Genomic DNA, 18,509 nt, shown 5'->3' on the forward strand with positions numbered 1-18,509 from the left:
ATAAGCCTGCAAGCGACGGGCCAGCCCGGGCAGCGCGGATAAAATCCGCCTGCCGAAGCACCTCTTCCGCTACAGAATCGGAGACAGCAGCCTGGCCATCGACTCCATGATCCGGTTCAGCAGCCCCCTGCCCTTATAGAGCTCTGCCGTGAATTCCCGGCAGTAAGCAAGGTCCTTCTCGAAGGCGGCCTCCAGCTGTACGGCGGTCTTCTCGTCATACAGAAACGCGTTGATCTCGAAATTAAGCACAAAGCTGCGGTGGTCCATGTTTGCCGTGCCGACCGAGGCGGCCTTCCCATCCACCACCACCGTTTTCGCGTGCAGGAAGCCCCGCTGGTATTGGAAGCACCGCGCTCCCACCTGCAGCAGCTCCCCGACGTGGGCCTGCGTCGCCCACTGCACCAGCCGGTGATCGCCCTTGAACGGGACCATGAGCCGGACATCGACACCGGAGAGGGCCGCGATCTTCAGCGCGGTCATCACACTCTCATCCGGCACGAAGTATGGCGTCTGCAGCCAGATCCGATCCCGGGCCTCGTGGATGAGCTTGATCAGCGCCGTCTTGATCTGCTGCCGGTCCGTATTCGGGCCGCTCGTGACGATCTGCACGGCCGCACTCCCCGGCTGGCGCTCCAGCGGCGGGAAGAACGCCGTCTGCTCCTTATCCGGCATCACCTGGCCCGAAGCCAGCGACCAGTCCATGAGGAAGTACCGCTGCAGCTCATACACCGAGCCGCCGCGCAGCATGAGATGCGTATCGCGCCAATGCCCGATCCGCGGGTCAAGCCCCAGGTATTCATTGCCGATATTGAAGCCTCCGATGAAGCCGACCTTCCCGTCGATGACGGCGACCTTGCGGTGGTTGCGGTAGTTGATCTTGAGGTTGAGGTAGGGCACCAGCGAGGGGAAGAACGGGTACACCTCGGCACCCGAGCGCATCAGCTTCCGGGCCCACTTGCGGGGCAGACCGGGCGAGCCGATCGCATCGTACAGCAGCCTCACCTTGACCCCGCTCTGCGCTTTATCCACGAGGATCGTGAGGAGATCGGATCCGATTTTATCGTAAGAAATTTTGTAGTAGAGCAGATGAATATGCTGCCTCGCCTCCCGCAGGTGCGCGAGCAGCGCTTCGAATTTCTCCCGTCCCTCCGTCAGCACCGTCACTTCATTGTTCTGGGTGAGGATGGAGTGCCCGCTCTTGAGATTCAGGTGGATGAGCGGCTGGTAAGCCTCGGCGGACGCGTTACGGTATTCCATCGATCCCTTGTCGATGCGGTACACCTGCTCATGGGCGACCGCCCGCACGACACGCTCCGAACGGCGCTTCATCTTATAAAGCTGCCGTCTCGCCAGATTCTGGCCGAAGACCAGGTAGAGGAGGAAGCCCAGCACCGGCAGGAACAGCAGCACCATCAGCCAGGCCCAAGTCACGCCGATATTACGCCGCTCCAGGAAGATGATCGGGATCGCGAGTATGAAGTTGATGACAGGAAGCCATGTCGAGAACAAATTCCACAGACCGCCGTTCCAGAATTCCGGCAGTGCCGGCATGGCAGGCAGCGAAAGCATGGTACATTCCCCCGATCCCTTGTGTATTTTATGGACGCCGCTTCCCCCGCAGGAAAGATAAGTTAGTGTCTGTCCCGGTCCGGCCCCTTATTCCTTCGGACCGCACTGCGCCGCCCTTCCCGGGAAGCCCTCTTCGTTTACTTACCCGGAGGACGGGGGGAGGCGAAACCGTCCCTGCGGAAGAGAAGAGGCGAGCGAGCATGGAGAGCGCCCCGTGAGTCCGGCTGGGAAGACCGGTGGGTGGGAACGATGCCACCTCCAGCCGTACGGCATAAGGATAACACAGCACGGTAAAAGAATATCACGGCACGGCAAAAAGACCCGCTTCAGCCCAAACGGCTGTCGGCAGGTCTTCGGGAAACCTTACTGATGCTTACGGTCAAGGAACCGCCTACTCTTCTTCCATCGGAGTCAGGCTGTTCAGCGCCTCTTCGTCTTCGGCCAGCAGGGAGCTCGTGAGCTCCAGCGCCTGCGGGTTCACACCGTCCGGCACCTGGTCGAGCGAGCGGTGGGCCTTGTCCACCGCCGCATGCGCCTGCTCAATGAGCTGGGCGGACGGATGGGACTGGGCCTGGGTCACGGCATTATGCGCCTTCGCCTCCGAGTTCTGCGCCTGCGACACCGGGTTCTGCGACTGCAGACTGGAATCATAATCGTAACGGGACATGGGCTTCTCCTCCTTTCCCTCGCGGCATCCCCCTTACTATGGCAAGATTGGGGAAGCTTTATGCCGGCGAGGGGCCGGAGGAGCTCCGGACTTCATCCGGTTCTGCGGATGACGGGTGCGGACCTTCCGCTGAGCTTACAAGCGTATCAGCGTACGGTTATTCCACGAACAGCGGCACCCGCGAAATGCCTTCGGCCGTGATCTGCACAAGCCCCTTGTCGGAGAGGCGCAGCTCGGGGATGACGACGAGCGCCAGCAGCGACAGGGTCATGAAGGCGTAATTGAGCCGGCAGCCGGCGTCCTGCAGCGCCTCTGAGAGGCGGCGGGACTGCTCCGCGACCTGCTCGAACGGGGCGTCCGACAGCAGGCCCGCGATCGGCAGCGGCAGCTCGGCTCCGCCGTCATCCAAGGCGATGACCGCCCCGCCCTGCAGCTCCGCCGCCCGCGCCGCGGCACGGGCCATCAGCGCATCGTCATTGCCGATGACGAGCAGGTTGTGACTGTCGTGCGCGACGGTCATCGCGAGCGCCGCCGGCCTGCCGAAGCCGATGCCTTCGACCAGCGCGACGGACCGTCCGCCGGTGCCGTGGTGGCGCTCCAGCACGGCGATCTTGCACAGCCCGCCGGCCGTGGCGGCGAGGTCCACCTGCCCGCCGCGGACCTCAACCGGCCGCTGCTCCGCCTTCGTCTCCACGTGGTTCTCCTGCACGCGGATGACGCGGGCCGTCAAGGTGCCCGCCGCCACCGGCGCCGCGATGACGAAATCCTCCGGCTTCGGCGTACCCGCCAGACGGACCGAGCGGACGACCTCCTCCGGATAAGCGGCCGGCTCCAGGTCCACGACCATCCGGCCCTTCTCGGCGACCACTTCGCCCGCGCAGATGGTCATGGCCACATTCACATCCGCGAGGTGACCGTCCAGCAGCACCATGTCGGCGCAGGAGCCCGGCGTGATCGTGCCGACGTCCCGCACGACGCCGAACCGCTCGGCCGTGTTGATCGTCGCCATCTGGATGGCCGTGACCGGCTTCACCCCTTGGCGGATCGCATTGCGGATAACGAAGTTCATATGCCCTTCGTCCACGAGCGACTCCACGCTGCGGTCGTCGGTCACAAGCATCATGCGCCGCGGGTCAAGCCCGAGCTCCGTGTGCGCCTTGATCGTCTCCTCGACGTCATGCCACGCCGAGCCCCGGCGCATCTTGGCGTACATGCCGAGGCGGATGCGTTCGGCCACGTCTTCCTTCGTCACGCATTCGTGGTCGCCCGTGATGCCGCTGGCCGCATACGCGATCAGGCGCTCGTCGTGGGACGGCCAGGTGAAGTGGCCGTCCGCCACACGCCCCGCCCGCAGCGCCGCTTCGATCTCACCGAGCATCACGGCATCGCCGTAGACGACGCCAGGGAAGTTCATCACCTCGCCGAGGCCGATCATGTCCGGTCCCCAGCCGAACGCTTCGGCCACTTCCTCCGGGCCGAAGGAAGCGCCGCTCGTCTCGAGCTCCGGCGAGGTCGAAGGCACGCAGGAGGCCACCTGCATGTAGGCGGCCAGCGGCGTGCGCCGCGCTTCCTCCAGCATCAGCCTCAGGCCCTTCAGCCCGAGCACGTTCGAGATCTCGTGGGCGTCGAAGAACCCGCCCGTCGTTCCGAGCGGGAGCACCGCCCGGGCGAACTGGGTTACCGTGAGCTGCGTGCTCTCGATATGGCAGTGGCCGTCCAGGAAGCCCGGCGCCAGATAGCGGCCCGCCGCATCGACCACGCGGGTCTGCGGCCCGATCAGCTTCTCCGGCTTCCTTCCTACATAAGCGATCCGTCCCTCCTGTACGCCGACGGCCATGCCCTCAAGGATTTCGGCCGTACACACGTTCACCAGCTTGGCATTGACGACGACGAGACTCGCCTTCCGGTCTCCCCGGGCCGTCGCCACCAGCTCCGCCAGCACATCCGCCAGCGGTCTTCTGCGGTTGTTTCTGTCCATTGCCGCTCACTCCCTTGTCTTTTGGGTTTCCTCTGGCCCCTGGTTAAATTGGTAGATAAGATACCACACTTCCCCTCCCGCCGCAAAGGGTTCTGCAGCCCGTTTTCCATACAAATGCACTTTTTGTGGGGGAGACCAAAAGGATGCGCCTCCTTTGGGCAGAGGACACAAAGAGAGCGGCGATGTACGGCGTATCTGTGCGGTTAGCGGCAACCGGCAGGATGCACGCGCGCACGAAGCTGCTTCCGCAGCGGCCCGTACGCGGGAATCCCCCGGCAGGTCCGGGACGGCATCCCGCCTTCTCCGTATCTACCCTACGGTGATCTGCAGCCCCGGGCAGGCGCCGGCGAGCGACCGGGCCCGCTCCTCCAGCCGGTCACGCTGAAGCCGTATGCCGAACAGCTCCGGGTCCGGCAGCAGCGTGATCGAGGTGCCGGTCTCCCCTGTGGCCCCCACCGTCAGCAGCCCCGTCTGCGGAACGCCGTACCGGTACTCCTGCCGGTAGATATTCCCGTCGCGGCGGATCTCGACGGTCAGCCGCTGGGACAGGGCGTTGACTACAGCCGGCGAGATCTCCTTGTCCGCCCCCGGCGCTTCATAGACCGCGGAGCGGGAGGGCTGCCCCAGCTCCGTCAGCAAGGTCTGCACTTCCGCCGGTCCGGCGGCACCGAGCGGACGGACCGGAATGCCGCGGCCGTTATCCGCCACGGTAACCGAGCCGTCGTCGTGCAGGAACAGCCGGACTTCGGTACTGTAGCCCGCGCGGTGCTCCGCCGCTGCATTCTCAAGCAGCGCCCAGATCAGCGGATGCGGGTCGTACCCCTGACCCGCCTGGATTCCGCCGAGATAAAAGCCGGCATGGCCCCTAGCCTCGGTCATCTCGACATAGCGGCTCGCATCGAGCAGGTCGGCGGAAGCCGCCAGCAGCAGAAGCAGCGGCAGTCTCCGGTGGGCGGGTACGGCATACCGTCCGCCCCGCTCTTCCTGGACGAGCAGGTCCGCCCCCAGCAGGGCCTTGATATGGTGGTAGAGCTGGCCGGTCGTGCCCATATTCAGGCGTTCCACGAGCTCTCCTCCGGTTCGCGGCTCCTGCAGCACCGTCCGCAGAATATCGAGCCGCTGCTTGTGCCCGATCGCCCCCAGGATCCGGGCCGCCTTCTCGGCATCCAGGCCGAACAGCTCCTCCACCCGGCGTTCCCGGGGCTCCCACCGGAAGGCTTCCTCCCCGATCCGGTAAGCTCCCGAGTAATGGAGCGAACCGGCATCGGTTCCTCCGGGCAGGGACCGCTCCGGCCCTTCCCCTGCTTCCGCCCGGTCGGACTCAATCACCGTCCGCCGCTCTGTCCGGTCCGCTCCCATCTGTCCAACCACCCGCTGCAGATCCTCCAGCTGAAGCTTCAACGCGTCCAGTTCCGCCTCCACGTCACGTACCATCGCTCGGCTCACCTCATTTTATTATTTAAATACGTAATTACGTATTTAAATAAATAATAAGACATTGCCGGGTGATTGTCACTAATATTTTCTAACAGACAGCGGTATTCTCTATCAAAAAAAGCACAGCCAGGCTGCCAAAGCCCATTCTGTGCTCTTCGTCTTTACCGCACTGCCTGAGCCCCTCGACCATTGGCCGCTTCCCGGACAAAGGCCACGGGGGAACGTACAGGATGAAGGGCTCCCTACAACCACAGCTGCAGAAGCGCCATCGTAACCACACCCGTAACTACCGTACCCAGCAGACTCTTCGTCAGCATGGCGACCAGGAACGTCGGCAGGGCCGCGAGCAGCTTGATATTCTCCATGAGGGGCACCACCCGGCCGCTCTCCAGGAAGATCTCCTGGGCGAGCAGCGCCGACATCACGGCGATGGGCACCTGATTCAGGAAGCGCAGCATTCCGGGGGGCAGCTCGAAGCGGCTCAGCACCACCAGCGGAATCACCCGGGGCAGCAGGGTCACCAGGGCCGTGCCCAGGATGATCCACAGGATGTCTAATCGGATGTCCATGACTGCACCCCCATGCCAATCACAGCTGCCACTACGATCGCAGCCAGCACGGCCGCATGCCCGGGCAGGAACGTACCCGCCGCCACACAGACGGCGCCTGCGCTGACGGCCACGATCCCATCGACGATTTTCTTCTGCCGGGTGCCGAAGCCGAGCACGAGCAGACCGACGAACATCGCCGGCAGGGCGTACGGCAGCCCGTATTTGCCGGGGTCGGGGATCCAGGCACCGGCATAGGCGCCCACCATATTGGCCGCTATCCAGTTGACGTGGGCGGTGATATTCAGGCCGAGCATCCAGCGGGCACGCCCCTTCATCCCGGCGAGCCGCGAGACGGCGACACCGAACGTCTCATCCGTCAGCTGCGAGCCGAGGATAGCGTTCTTCCAAGGGGCATACCGGCGAAAGTATGGAGCCAGCGCCGCGCTGAGCAGCAGATGCCTCAGGTTCACGAAGAGCACGGTGACGATCACCGCAGCGGCCGATCCGCCGGCCGCCACCATCCCGGCAACGACGAACTGGGCGGAGCCCGCATACAGCAGGGTGGACAGGAGCAGGATCTCGGACGGATAGAGCCCCGAGGTCGTTCCGATCACCCCGCAGGCCAGACCGATGCTCAAGTAACCGAGCAGCGTCGGGACGCAGTCCCTGACCCCCTGCAGGAACATCGAGCGCTCCGGCCTATCGGCTGAGCGCCCTTCTTCCAAGATACTTCCGCATTCCATTCGGCTTCCTCCCCATGCTACAATGGACCCGTTGCGATGTAATCCATGTGCGTAATCCTGCACTTTTGTATGTTATATTATATATTCGTGCGCTATATTGCACAAGCATAATAAGGAGGAATATCCTCTTGGAACCGATTCATCTTCGCGTAGGACGCAATCTGCAGACCATCCGCAAACAAAGAGAGCTCAGCCTGGATAAGGCCGCCGCCCTTACGGGGGTCAGCAAAGCGATGCTCGGACAGATCGAACGCGGGGAGACCAATCCGACCGTAGGGATTCTGTGGAAGATCGCCCAGGGGCTTCAGGTCTCTTTTACCGCCTTCATGGAGGAAGATCTTCAGGACGTCGTCGTGGTCCGCCTGAGCGATGCGCAGCCCGTTACCGAAGAGGACGGACGCTATCGCGTCTATCCGCTCTTCCCCTACCGCCCCGGTACGCCGCTCGAGGTATTCCGCGTGGAGCTCGAGCCCGGCAGCTCCCATCATGCCGAAGCACATCCCAAGGGACTTAAGGAATATATCGTCGTGACCTCCGGGACTCTCCGCTTTACAGCCGGCGGCCAGTCCTACGACCTCTCGGCCGGCGAAGCCCTCTGCTTCAAGGCGGACCGGCCCCACGTATACCATAATCCCGGGGAAGCAACCGCCTATTTTCAGAACGTGCTGTATTATGAAGCGCCGTGACCAGCCGGGATCGTATGTGTCAAAGAGCCGCATCAGCCGGGCGGGGGGATACGGCATAGTCTTGGATCAAGGGTGACACACGGCCTGAACGCAAACAAACAGGGATACACGCACAAAAGCCGCCGGGAAAAACTTAGCCCGACGGTTTTTTGGTGCATATTCACGATCTAGTAAAACAGAATCCATTAACGCTAAACCGACCCGGCCCGAATCGGCCTTCGGAGCAGCAGGGAATGGAAGTGAAGCTCCCCGGACTGCGGTACGGTGGAGAACCCTTCGAGGCCGAAGATACCCTCGACCCGCCGCACCAGCTCCCGGTCCGTATGGAAGCTGAAGAAACGTGGAGGATCGCACCAATCGCCTTCCCACGGCCCCTCGGATTCCGTCCCTCCGTATAAGCCCATGTAGAACAAGCCGCCCGGCTTCAGAACGCGGGCCAGCTCGCTCAGCACACCTCCGAAGTCCGCCTTGGGCACATGCAGCAGGCAGTTCATCGCATAGAGCGCATCGAATGTGCCGTCCGGCAGTTCCAAGGCGTAGAAGTCCATGACCTGCGCCTGCAGCCCCCGCTCCCTGCAGCTTTGGACCATCGCCGGGGACAGGTCGGTACAGGTAACGTTGAGGCCCTGCGCCGCGAAGTAAGCGCCGTCCACTCCCGCTCCGGCACCAATTTCGAACAGAGTGCGGCACTGATCCTTCTGGAGCCGGGCAAGGAACCGCTCCCGCTCCGCCAGCTTCCACTCCGGCAGCGCCCTGCCGCTCCGGCGGGCCGCATCCCCGTCGTAGGAACGCGCCAGCTCCCTTTTGAACCCTTCCATCTTCGTCATGATTCACCCGCTTTCCATGATCACCCAGGCCCATTATAGCGTACATACGTTCCTGCGGGAAGCGGCTGAGGATGGACCATCCTGTCGATAGAAGCGGCCGCCCCGCTCCCATTCCTGCCCCGACATCCGGCTGACCTCAGCACTACCTTCTCCCCGGACATCCTTCCTTTTTGTTTTTATTGAAGATTCTGGTTAAAATAGGAGAAATAAAGCGAAACGGAAAAAGGGGGATCGAATCATGTGGCAAGCGGCGATGTGGGGAGCGGTATCCGGCTCCGCCGTTCTGCTCGGCGCCCTGGCGGCGATTCTCTTCACGATTCCGAAGAAGATCATCGGGTATATCATGGCGTTCGGCACGGGCGTGCTCATTGGTGCGGCCGCCTATGAGCTGCTCGGCGAATCGGTGAGGGACGGGGGGCTGATGCCGACGACAGGCGGCTTCCTGATCGGCGCGGCGGTATTCACCGCCTTCGACGTCTACATCTCCCGCAAGGGGGGCTCGAAGCGCAAACGATCCGACCACAGCAAGCAGCGGTGTGAAGAAGAGGACACCGGGACGGGCAGCAGCGGGCTCGCCATCTTCGCAGGCACCGTCATGGACGCCATTCCCGAGTCGATCATGATCGGAGCGTCCCTGCTTGAGGGAGGCTCCGTGAGCTGGCTGCTCGTGATCGCCATCTTCCTCAGCAACATTCCCGAGGGACTGTCTTCCACCGCAGGCCTGCGGAAGGGGGGCTATTCCAAGGGTAAAATCCTCATCCTCTGGGCCTCCGTCATGGTCATCTCGGCCCTGAGCTCGCTGGGGGGCTTTGCGTTCATGGAGAACGCCTCGGAGGCGGTCATGGCGTTCATTGCCGCTTTCGCCGGCGGCGGCATTATTGCGATGATCGCCTCGACCATGATGCCCGAGGCGTACGAAGAGGGCGGACCGGTCATCGGCTTCATCGCGTCGCTGGGACTGCTCGTCTCCCTCGTGCTCGACCACCTGGCGTGAGATGGCCGCAGGCAAAGGGGCTCGTTGTGGCTGCCCTTGGTCCGGGTGCCCGGCGGCAGGAACTAACGGACCAACGAAAAAAGCGTCCCCCTGCCAAACGGGGGGACGCTTTTTTCGTATGCCGGGGCAAAAGGCACTCCAGCCGATGATAGCCTGCTAAATGGGCCGATGATCCTGCAAATAGGCGGCAATGTGCTCCGCCGCATATGCCGCATCCCGTCCTGCACCGCAGATCAGGGCGGAGCTGCGCGTATGCTGCCACGGCAGGCCCGCAAAGTAGAGGCCGGCCACCGGAGAGACCCCCCGGTGATGCCGCGGAAGCCCCAGCTCATCCGCCGCTCCCTCCACGTCGATCCAGCCCAAATCGGGGCGGAAGCCCGTCGCCCAAATGACGGCAGCCGGCTGCTCCTCGGAGCCGTCCGCAAAACGGACCCGCTCTCCCTCGGCCCCAGTCACCTCCGGCTTCCAGCGGATACGGCCGGTCCCGATGAGCTCCCGCAGCTCCAGGCCGAAGATCGGGTCGGGACGCCGGCGCATCGCGCGCCCCACCACCGAATTCCGCGGGGCCGCGAACAGTCCCAGCGTGTTCATCCAGCCGAACGTGCTGCGGCCGAGCATCGTCAGCGGGAGCAGGCGGACCGGCCGGCGGGAAGCAAGCAGCACCGGCCGGTCCGCCGCCAGCTCGGCGGCAATCTGCGCGCCGGAGTTGCCGCAGCCGGCCACGAGCACCGGGCCCGGAGGCAGCTGGTCCGGGCGGCGGTAGGCCGCCGAGTGCAGCTGGGCGATGCGGGGCGCCAGCGCCGAAGCAAAGCCCGGCACCCGCGGCTGGCCAAAGGCGCCCCCGGCGGCAATGACGGCGCGCGCCGTATAGACGCTGCCGGCTGCCGTTACCGCCGCGAAGCCGGCGCCGTGCCGCTTCAGCGTCCCGACCCGCGTCCCGCTGCGGACGGAGAGGCCGAAATGCCGCGCATAGCGCAGCAGGTAATCGGCCAGCTCGTCCTTCCCCGGGAAGCCTTCCGGGTCGCCGGGCAGCGCCAGCCCCGGCAGCCCGCTCAGCCGGCGCGGGGTGAACAGCCGCAGCGAATCATAGCGGCTGCGCCAGGATGCCCCCGGCTCCGCGCCGGCGTCCAGGATCAGCGCTTCCCTGCCCCGCTCCGCGAGCGCCTGGGCACAAGCGAGGCCTGCCTGGCCGCCGCCGATGATGAGCACTTCGGCATCCCATGACATGGCTCCATCCTCCCTACACCCGCAGCTCGCCGTGCCGGTTCACTGAAGTCTCCACCTGAATCGTTACATGGGAGATCCCAAAGCGGTCTTCGATGAGCCGGATCGCCCGCTGGAGCAGCTCCTGGCTGTCCCGGCCGTCTTCCATGAGCAGGTGGCAGCTCAGCGAATCGAGCCCGGAGGTGATCGTCCAGACATGCAGGTCATGCACATCGATCACCCCGTCGAGCTCTTCGAGCGCCGCTTTCACCTGGCCTGGCTGACAGCCCGCCGGAGTGCCCTCCATCAGAATGTGAAGCGTCCGCCGGATGAGATCCCAGGCTCCCCGCAGGATGAGCAGCGCCACCAGCACGGAGATGATCCCGTCGGCCGCGTACCAGCCCGTCAGGAGCATAATCGCCCCGGCCAGGATCGCACCCAGCGAGCCCAGCGCATCACCCAGTACGTGCAGGTAGGCGCTGCGCAGGTTCACATTCCCTTTGACATCGCCCTGCCGCATGAGAGCCCAGGCGCTGACGAGATTGACCCCAAGCCCGATAGCTGCAATGCCCATCATCGCGCCGCTGGCCACTTCGGGCGGCTGCAGCAGCCGGCCGTACGCCTCGTAGATAATCCAGCCGGCGATGAGGAAGAGCGTCAGTCCGTTGAACAGCGCGGCGAGAATCTCGAAGCGGTGGTAGCCGTAGGTGCGCTGCTCGGAAGCCGGGCGGGCCGCCAGCGTCACCGCAACCAGGCTGAGCAGCAGGGAGGCGGTGTCGCTGAGCATATGCCCCGAATCCGAGAGCAGCGCCAGGCTGTTCGTCCAGAGCCCGCCGACGAACTCGAGCAGGAGGATGCCTCCGGTCAGCAGCAGGGCGAACAGCAGTCCCCGCTTGTTCCCTTCGCGCACCGCATCGGGACCGTGGTGATGATGGCCGAGCAGACCGTGATGGTGTCCATGATGTCCGTGACCATGATGGTCATGCCCATGGTGGCTGTGCCCGTGATGGCCATGATCAGGGTGATCGTGCGCATGCCCGTCATGGTCGTGGTCGTGCTCGTGGTGAACTTGATCGTGATCAACGCGCCCGTGCCCGTGCTCATGCGCATGCCCGCTGCAGCCGCCATGTGTATCGGCAGCCTGGACATGTCCCTCGGCTTCCTCTCCGTTACCGCCGCTGCAGCTTTTACCCGGGTGGCCCGCTGTCGATCCGGTGCTCCCTTCTTCTCCCTGAGACTTGGAGCGTTCCGTCTTCCCGCGATCGGCCGTAAGCCCCCGTTCGCCGGCCGTGTGACCGTCCCGGCCTGCTGCCGGCTGCCCTTGGCCGCCCCCCGAGTGCGCTCCCTGTCCCTTCACCGCTTCCTCATCCTTACCGCCGCTGCCGCCCATTGACCATTCCTCCCTCTTCCTCCTTGGAGGCGGCCCAGCCGCATCCAAGATCTAAACATATGAGCATGTATTCATATGTTTAGTATGCCTCCCGGGATCCGCTTTTGTCAACCGCCTGCCGGGCCCATTTTAAACGAACAGGCCCCAGGGGGACCCTCGACGAGACAGGCGTCTCCAAGCCGTTAGGACCCAAAAATGCCGGCCCCTGACCAGAACGCTTCTGGCAGATGCCGGCATCCCGCCGCTTCCGTGTTATTTGTTCAGGATATCGTCCTTCAGGGTCGCCACGTGGCTGACGATCGTATCGATATCGCCTTCGCCGACGCCCGCTTCCCGCAGCGAGGCTGTCAGGTGATTTACGATCGCGTTCCAGTGGATAGGCTGCAGGTTCATGCCCTCGTGCGCCTTCGCCATGCTCGCCCCCGTGTACTGGGCCGGTCCGCCGAGCGCGAAGCTCAGGAACTTCGTCTGGTGCCTGCGCTGCTTTTCCATGTCCGTATCCTTGAAGAACCCGTTGACCGTATCATCGGCCAATACTTTTTTGTAGAAAATATCCACGACCGCCCCGATCGCGGCCTCCCCGCCCAGCTTCTCATAGATCGATTCAGATTGACTCATCTCTCGCATTCCTCCCGGTTTATAGAGCCCCCGGCCCCCCGTCTCCCGGCTGAGAACGAACCGTCCCCGCCGGCATCCTGCGGCCGAAGGTCTCTTCTTTTATCACCCGTATAGCTTGTCCGGCAGCAGGTAAAATCATCCTTCCCCTCCTGCCGGCATCAGAACAAATCCAGCTGCTGCGGCGCAAACGGCCTCACCGGCTGCCCGAGCATCTCCATCAGCCTCACCGCGTTGCCGGCCGCATGACCGCCCGAATTATTGTTGAAGATGAAGCATACCTCCTCCGTCTGCTCCCCGAGCACAGCCAGATTCGCCTTCCACTCCAGCAGCTCTTCCTCACTGTAGTTATAGAGGTAGCGAACCTCCCGCCAGTTCGGCCCCCCGCCTCCGTTCCAGTTCGCCGCATTGCGCCCGTGCATCCGGACGATGGTGAGTCTCCTATCCGTAGCTTGAAGCACGGTCGGAACCGAGCCGGGACCGGCCTGCGGTTCGTCGCAGATGCTGTGGATCCAGCCCTCCCGCTGCATGAACGAGAGCGTCTTCTCCCGCATCTCTTCGGCGAACCAGCTCTGGTGGCGGAACTCCAGCGCCAGGGGCAGATCCCCCATCCGCTCGCGGGCCAGCCGCAGCTCCTCCACATGCGCCTTCTTGCAGTCAAACCACGGCGGGTACTGGAAGAGCACGGCCTTCAGCTTGCCGGCTTCCCTGACGGGCTCGATCGACTCCCGGAACGCACCGAACATCGTCTCCTCGTCGGGGAAGGGGCTTCGGCCCCGCTGGTGCCCGGTCATTCCCTGGTACGCCTTGATGACGAATCCGAAGTCCTGCGGCGTATCGGCCGCCCAGCGTTCGTAATTCGCCCTGGATTGTACGGCATAGAACGAGCTGTCCACTTCCACTAAGCCAAAATAGGTGCCGTACACCCTCAGCTTGTCCCTGGCTGCCGTGCCCTTCTCATACAGCTCGTCGTGGTCGCCCCAGCCCGCAAGTCCGATCCGGATCATGCGCCCGCCTCCTTTCACCATTCCTTGGCCGGGCCCCCGCTTGCCCCGCAGACCCAGCCGACGCTTCCGTGTTTGCCCCTTTTTACCCGCAGAGCCCCTTCTTGACTACTTGGGCCTGATCCCCAAGCCTTTCCTTCACAGTCTTCGTTCAAAGCCTGTATCTTCCGGTGTTTCATCCTGCGATTTGCCCTACCCGGCACCGGGCCCCGGCCGCCCCAGCTCGGAAGCTCACTTGAAGCTGCATGTCGGCCCCAGCCTTACGCCCGGCCTGCCAGAACACGGGCCGCCGCTTCCTCCGCCGTCAGCTTGAAGGTCTCCCCGCTGCGCCGCTCCTTATATTCGACGAAGCCTTCGGCGGCATCCCGGCCGATCACAATGCGCACCGGCAGGCCGATGAGGTCCGCATCCTTGAACTTCACGCCCGGGCGCTCGGCCCGGTCATCGAGCAGCATCTCGGCCCCCCGGCTCCGCAGCTCAGCGTACAGCCGGTCCGCCAGCTCGGCGGCCGGGCCCTCCTGTCCCAGCGGGATCAGGTGCGCATCGAACGGGGCGAGACCCTCCGGCCAGACGATGCCCTGCTCGTCGTGATGCTGCTCTACGACCGCGGAGAGGATCCGCGACACCCCGATGCCGTAGCAGCCCATGATCATCGGCCGCTCCACCCCCGTCTCATCCGTGAAGACGGCCCCCAGCTTCGCGCTGTACTTCGTGCCGAGCTTGAACACATGACCCACCTCGATGCCCCGGTGCTGCTCGAGCCCCCCGCCGCAGCGCGGACAGGCGTCGTCCCCGCGTACATTGCGGTAATCACCCACCCGCTCCAGCGGAAAATCCCGGCCGGGCACGACATGCCGCAGATGCCAGTCGGCCTCGTTCGCACCGGTGATGCCTTCGGCCAGGGCCGCCGCCTCGCGGTCCACCAGCAGCGGCACCTGCAGCCCGACAGGTCCCGCTAAGCCGACCCGAGCACCGGTCACGCGCTGCGTTGTCTCGGCATCGGCAAGCTCCAGCACGTCTGCGCCGAGCGCAGCCCGCACCTTGGCCTCGTTCACCTCGTGGAGGCCCCGCACAACAACGGCGGCCGGCTGCCCGTCGGCAAGATAGATCAGCGTCTTCAGCAGCAGACCGGCTTCTTCCCCGAGCTTCTCCGTCAGTTCGGCGATCGTCCGCACGCCCGGCGTGTGCCAGCGCTCCGCATCCGGCACCGGCACCTCCCCTTGCGGGGCCTCGGGCGGGGTCCAGGCGGCCTCCGCCTTCTCCAGGTTGGCGGCGTAATCACAGGCCGTGCAGCTGACGATCGTGTCCTCGCCGACCGCACACAGCGCCATGAATTCGTGCGTGCCCCCTTCTCCTCCGATGGAGCCCGAATCGGCCTCCACCGCCCGGTAGCGCAGGCCGCAGCCCTGCATGATCCGGTGGTATGCCGCTTCCATGCGCCGGTATGACCGGTCCAGACCCTCCCAGTCGGCATCGAAGGAGTAAGCATCCTTCATCAGGAACTCCCTTCCCCGCAGGAGGCCGAACCGCGGACGCCGCTCGTCCCGGAACTTCGTCTGAATCTGATACAAGGTCATCGGCAGCCGGCGGTAAGAGCTGATCTCATCACGCACCAGCGTCGTAATGACCTCCTCGTGCGTCGGTCCGAGGGCGAACTCCCGCCCGTGTCGGTCCGTCAGCCGGACGAGCTCAGGGCCGTACACCCCGTAGCGGCCGGACTCCCGCCACAGCTCGGCAGGCTGCATGGCAGGCAGGAGCACCTCCTGGGCACCCGCCGCTTCCATCTCCCGGCGGATGAGCTCCTCCACCCTGCGCAGGACCTTGCGGCCGAGCGGCAGGTACGAATAGATTCCCGCCGCCAGCGGACGGATCAGCCCGGCCCGCAGCATCAGCCGGTGGCTCGCCGCCTCCGCCTCTGCAGGTACCTCCCGCAGCGTAGGCATGAACAGTGTACTTTGCTTCATGACCATCCCTCCTTACGGTGATGGGCACACCAAAAAGCACGCCTCGTCAGGGACGAAAGCGTGCCGTGGTACCACCCTAATTTGTCAACGTCCGCCCCGTCCTACTGCCGTACGGGTGGCGTCTCCTCTTCCGTGATAACGGGATGGGCCCGGCTGCGGTTACTAAGAAGAGGCAGCCCTCCTCTTCCTTTCCCCCCAGCAGCTTCCAAGGCGGGAGACACTGCGCGAGCCGGAGGCGCTTCTCAGCAGGGGCGCCCTCTCTGGACCGGCTGAAGCTGCAGGTCTGTGTCCTTGGTCGAATGCTTTTTGGCATATGCGTGCAAAATGTTACTGTCCAATGTACACCACTTTCTTCCATTTGGCAAGTGCCTGCCGGCTTGCCTGCAGCCTTCGGCCATTCACGGCTTGGTTCGGTCACCGAAAGAGCGGCTCCGCCCCTGAAGAGAGAGCCGTTTGGTATTTTTCCGGCCCAACCTGCACCCAATGCCTCTCCCGCTGCGTACTAGAACATAACAAGAACAAAGGAGTGAAGCGCTATGACAACACCCGAGCAAGGGACGTCCGCCCGGGCCGAGACGGTCCAGGATCTGCAGAACGCGCTGCGGGAGATCGAGGCCTGGGAGAAGGGCCAGCAGGATCTGTGGTTCTGGGAAAAAATCGGACGCCTTCCGTTCCAGCTCCTTGACAAGCTCACCCCGAAGTTCATCCAGGATAAAATCGGCCTTGCCATGGACGAGGTGGGCAGCTTCGTGCAGACGGGCGGCCGTTATCTGATCTCCGAACGGGGGATGCTGGGCCGGCTGGAGGAAGGACACCGCAAGGCCGGCGGCCGGCCTTTGGAAGGCCCCCTGACCATGCAGACAGCTGCCGGTCTGCCGCTGTCCGTCATGGATGCGGCTGCGGCGGAGCTCGCTCAGAGCCGGGTCACGCTGGCCACGGCCCAGGGGGCGACGACCGGCTTCGGCGGGATCTTCACGCTCGCCATCGATATCCCCGCGCTGCTCGGGCTGTCGCTGAAGGTGCTGCAGGAGCTGGCGATCGTGTACGGCTTCGACCCGAAGGAGAAGAGCGAGCGCGTCTTCGTGATCAAGTGTCTGCAGTTCGTCAACTCCGACATCGTAGGCAAAAAAGCCGTCCTTAGCGAGCTCTCCGACTTCGGCAGCGAGAGCCGGCAGCGCGACGCCCTCTCCCAGCTCCAGGGCTGGAGGGAAGTGATCGCCGCCTACCGGGATAACTTCGGCTGGAAGAAGCTCTTCCAGATGGTGCCGATCGCCGGCATGGTGTTCGGCGCCTTCCTGAACCGCAGCACGCTGCAGGATGTGGCGGAAGCCGGCACGATGCTGTACCGCAAGCGCCGGGTGCTCGAGCGGATGCGGGAGCTCGAGGAAGCCGCCGGCGCCAGATAGCGCAGCGGGAGGTCTGAAGCGGCAGGGCGGTCTCCTGCGGGGCAGCACATGTGACCTTCCGGCCGCACAAGAGGGGAGTACGGCCCTATGCCGTACTCCCCTCCCTCTTTTCCACCCTATGTCCGTTCCTGTGCCCCGTCTCCTCTGCGTTCCTCCAGCCATTCGAGGAACAGGGCGTAATCCTCTTCCACCTGGTAAGCATAGGCAACGGCCCATTGGGCGATATAATCGCAGAACGCCTCCCGGTCCCCTCCGATCGCCCGGTCGATCTCGTCTTCGCTGTGATACGCCATCAACCCCTGGTGCATATCAGCGTCTGCTCTGGCATGCAGCTTGGCCGTGATCTGCCCCATCGTCTTCAGCACCCCGTGCAGCTCGTCCGGCCCTTCGAGCCGGTCCGACTTCAGCCGTTTTTTGTACGGAGATCTCTCCCGCACGTAGAAATCCCTTCCACTCATCGTCAGGTACCCGAGGAACGGATCGGCCTCATGGTGCATCGCCTGCTGGGTCAGGATGACCCGCTTGCCCTGATGGCCCATGTGCTCCCAGAACGCATCGTTGCGCGCCACAAAATACGCCGGCACCGGGGCCCTGACCTCCTTGACCTCCAGCACGATATCGTCAAGTCCCTGCTCCCCGGCTTCCCCGTCGATCAGCACATAGAAGCGGTCGAGGCCGATAGAGGCCGTTCCCGATCCGTGCTTCACCGCCAGGTCCTTGATCCGGTAATACCCTTCGGGCTTGATCCCCTTGGCCTGCAGCGTCTGCAGATACTGAGGCCAGGCAGTCTCCAGCGCCGCCTTCTCCTCAGGCGTCGGCGGCAGGATCTCCTCCGACTTCGTGAACTTGCGGGTATCTCGGGTCAGCGTCGTGACCCCCTCCAGGAAGTGCGAGGCGAGCCGCTTCTCCGTCTTCTTGAGCAGGCGGCGGATCGCCCCGCCCGTATGCTCCTTATCGAAGACGAGCGTGCGCGGATCTTCCTTGCGTCTGGCAAACCGGCGGATCTGTTTGGCATACGAGGCGAGATAGTGCGTAATGGCCTTTCTCTGTCCTGCGGGATCGATCTCCAGGGTCCGGCAGACGAGTGCCGTGCTGACCGACATCCGCAGCAGGTCGTACAGATAAGAGCCGAGACAGCCCTCGTCAAAATCATTCACATCATACACCATCCGGCCGTTCTCGCTGCGGAACGCGCCGAAGTTCTCGAAGTGTAGATCTCCCTGGATCCACGTGGGGCGCGCCGGATCGGTATGGTACGGGAACCACTCCCGGGACACGTCAAAGTAGAACAAATAGGCGCTTCCCCGGTAAAAGGAAAACGGACTGCCCGCCATCTTGGCGTATTTCTGGCGCCGCTTGTCCTCCGGCAGGCCCATGAGGCTTCCGTCAAATTCGTTCAATACGCTGGCCAGCATCTCTTTGCGCAGGCGCTTCTGCGTCACCCGGACGCGTTCAGTCAATGTGTGCGTGCTCAT

17 protein-coding genes are annotated in these 18,509 nt (G+C 63.9%); 4 read left to right on the plus strand and 13 right to left on the minus strand.

The window, feature by feature from the left end; genetic code table 11:
- Window positions 1-69: 69 nt before the first annotated feature.
- The 6 genes from cls to PM3016_RS35650 all read right to left on the minus strand — a co-directional run bounded on the left by cls (window position 70) and on the right by PM3016_RS35650 (window position 6,945).
- The gene (cls, locus tag PM3016_RS35625) at window positions 70-1,569 is read right to left on the minus strand and encodes a cardiolipin synthase (protein WP_014372653.1); all 1,500 of its coding nucleotides are present in this window, start codon (window positions 1,567-1,569) and stop codon (window positions 70-72) included.
- Window positions 1,570-1,960: 391 nt separating this feature from the next.
- On the minus strand, window positions 1,961-2,236 hold the full coding sequence (locus tag PM3016_RS35630) for a hypothetical protein (protein WP_013921375.1): 276 nt from the start codon (window positions 2,234-2,236) through the stop codon (window positions 1,961-1,963).
- 157 nt (window positions 2,237-2,393) lie between these two features.
- Window positions 2,394-4,214, minus strand: coding sequence for an adenine deaminase (locus tag PM3016_RS35635; RefSeq protein ID WP_014372654.1), 1,821 nt, complete (start codon window positions 4,212-4,214; stop codon window positions 2,394-2,396).
- A 309-nt stretch (window positions 4,215-4,523) separates the two neighbouring features.
- Window positions 4,524-5,648: a helix-turn-helix domain-containing protein gene (locus PM3016_RS35640; protein ID WP_014372655.1), complete on the minus strand. Its 1,125-nt coding sequence runs from the start codon at window positions 5,646-5,648 to the stop codon at window positions 4,524-4,526.
- Window positions 5,649-5,893: 245 nt separating this feature from the next.
- Window positions 5,894-6,220, minus strand: coding sequence for an AzlD domain-containing protein (locus tag PM3016_RS35645; protein WP_013921380.1), 327 nt, complete (start codon window positions 6,218-6,220; stop codon window positions 5,894-5,896).
- Window positions 6,205-6,945 (minus strand): AzlC family ABC transporter permease, encoded by a 741-nt coding sequence (locus tag PM3016_RS35650; RefSeq protein WP_014372656.1) that lies wholly within the window; start codon window positions 6,943-6,945, stop codon window positions 6,205-6,207. The genes PM3016_RS35645 and PM3016_RS35650 overlap by 16 nt, the downstream gene beginning before the upstream one ends.
- Window positions 6,946-7,073: 128 nt before the next feature.
- Here PM3016_RS35650 and PM3016_RS35655 point away from each other — a divergent pair, with 128 nt between their 5' ends.
- A complete protein-coding gene (locus PM3016_RS35655) occupies window positions 7,074-7,631 on the plus strand; it encodes a helix-turn-helix domain-containing protein (protein WP_014372657.1) in 558 nt (185 codons plus the stop codon).
- A gap of 191 nt (window positions 7,632-7,822) precedes the next feature.
- Here the strand turns inward: PM3016_RS35655 and PM3016_RS35660 are convergent, their stop codons facing one another.
- A complete protein-coding gene (locus PM3016_RS35660) occupies window positions 7,823-8,458 on the minus strand; it encodes a class I SAM-dependent methyltransferase (RefSeq protein ID WP_014372658.1) in 636 nt (211 codons plus the stop codon).
- A gap of 238 nt (window positions 8,459-8,696) precedes the next feature.
- Here PM3016_RS35660 and PM3016_RS35665 point away from each other — a divergent pair, with 238 nt between their 5' ends.
- Window positions 8,697-9,452: a ZIP family metal transporter gene (locus tag PM3016_RS35665; RefSeq protein ID WP_013921384.1), complete on the plus strand. Its 756-nt coding sequence runs from the start codon at window positions 8,697-8,699 to the stop codon at window positions 9,450-9,452.
- A 156-nt stretch (window positions 9,453-9,608) separates the two neighbouring features.
- On the opposite strand, the gene PM3016_RS35670 is transcribed toward PM3016_RS35665, so the two are convergent.
- Together PM3016_RS35670 and PM3016_RS35675 are read right to left on the minus strand one after the other, a co-directional pair.
- Entirely contained in the window at window positions 9,609-10,679 is a 1,071-nt protein-coding gene (locus PM3016_RS35670) for a flavin-containing monooxygenase (protein ID WP_014372659.1), read from the minus strand.
- Between the two features lie 13 nt (window positions 10,680-10,692).
- A complete protein-coding gene (locus tag PM3016_RS35675) occupies window positions 10,693-11,598 on the minus strand; it encodes a cation diffusion facilitator family transporter (RefSeq protein ID WP_051045054.1) in 906 nt (301 codons plus the stop codon).
- On the opposite strand from PM3016_RS35675, the gene PM3016_RS40615 reads away from it, so the two are divergent.
- Window positions 11,584-12,048 carry a hypothetical protein gene (locus PM3016_RS40615; RefSeq protein WP_238540664.1) on the plus strand — a complete coding sequence of 155 codons (465 nt, stop codon included), beginning with the start codon at window positions 11,584-11,586 and terminating at the stop codon, window positions 12,046-12,048. The genes PM3016_RS35675 and PM3016_RS40615 overlap by 15 nt on opposite strands.
- Window positions 12,049-12,297: 249 nt before the next feature.
- On the opposite strand, the gene PM3016_RS35680 is transcribed toward PM3016_RS40615, so the two are convergent.
- The 3 genes from PM3016_RS35680 to PM3016_RS35690 all read right to left on the minus strand — a co-directional run bounded on the left by PM3016_RS35680 (window position 12,298) and on the right by PM3016_RS35690 (window position 15,628).
- Window positions 12,298-12,663, minus strand: a complete 366-nt coding sequence (locus PM3016_RS35680) for a group I truncated hemoglobin (protein ID WP_013921388.1) — start codon at window positions 12,661-12,663, stop codon at window positions 12,298-12,300.
- A gap of 158 nt (window positions 12,664-12,821) precedes the next feature.
- Window positions 12,822-13,667, minus strand: coding sequence for a DUF72 domain-containing protein (locus tag PM3016_RS35685; RefSeq protein WP_014372661.1), 846 nt, complete (start codon window positions 13,665-13,667; stop codon window positions 12,822-12,824).
- A gap of 257 nt (window positions 13,668-13,924) precedes the next feature.
- The gene (locus tag PM3016_RS35690) at window positions 13,925-15,628 is read right to left on the minus strand and encodes a proline--tRNA ligase (RefSeq protein ID WP_014372662.1); all 1,704 of its coding nucleotides are present in this window, start codon (window positions 15,626-15,628) and stop codon (window positions 13,925-13,927) included.
- Between the two features lie 536 nt (window positions 15,629-16,164).
- Here PM3016_RS35690 and PM3016_RS35695 point away from each other — a divergent pair.
- Window positions 16,165-17,034: an EcsC family protein gene (locus PM3016_RS35695; RefSeq protein ID WP_014372663.1), complete on the plus strand. Its 870-nt coding sequence runs from the start codon at window positions 16,165-16,167 to the stop codon at window positions 17,032-17,034.
- A gap of 116 nt (window positions 17,035-17,150) precedes the next feature.
- Here PM3016_RS35695 and PM3016_RS35700 read toward each other — a convergent pair whose 3' ends face one another.
- A complete protein-coding gene (locus tag PM3016_RS35700) occupies window positions 17,151-18,509 on the minus strand; it encodes a DUF2252 domain-containing protein (protein WP_014372664.1) in 1,359 nt (452 codons plus the stop codon).

It is taken from the genome of Paenibacillus mucilaginosus 3016 (genome assembly GCF_000250655.1).
Classification (GTDB): domain Bacteria; phylum Bacillota; class Bacilli; order Paenibacillales; family NBRC-103111; genus Paenibacillus_G; species Paenibacillus_G mucilaginosus.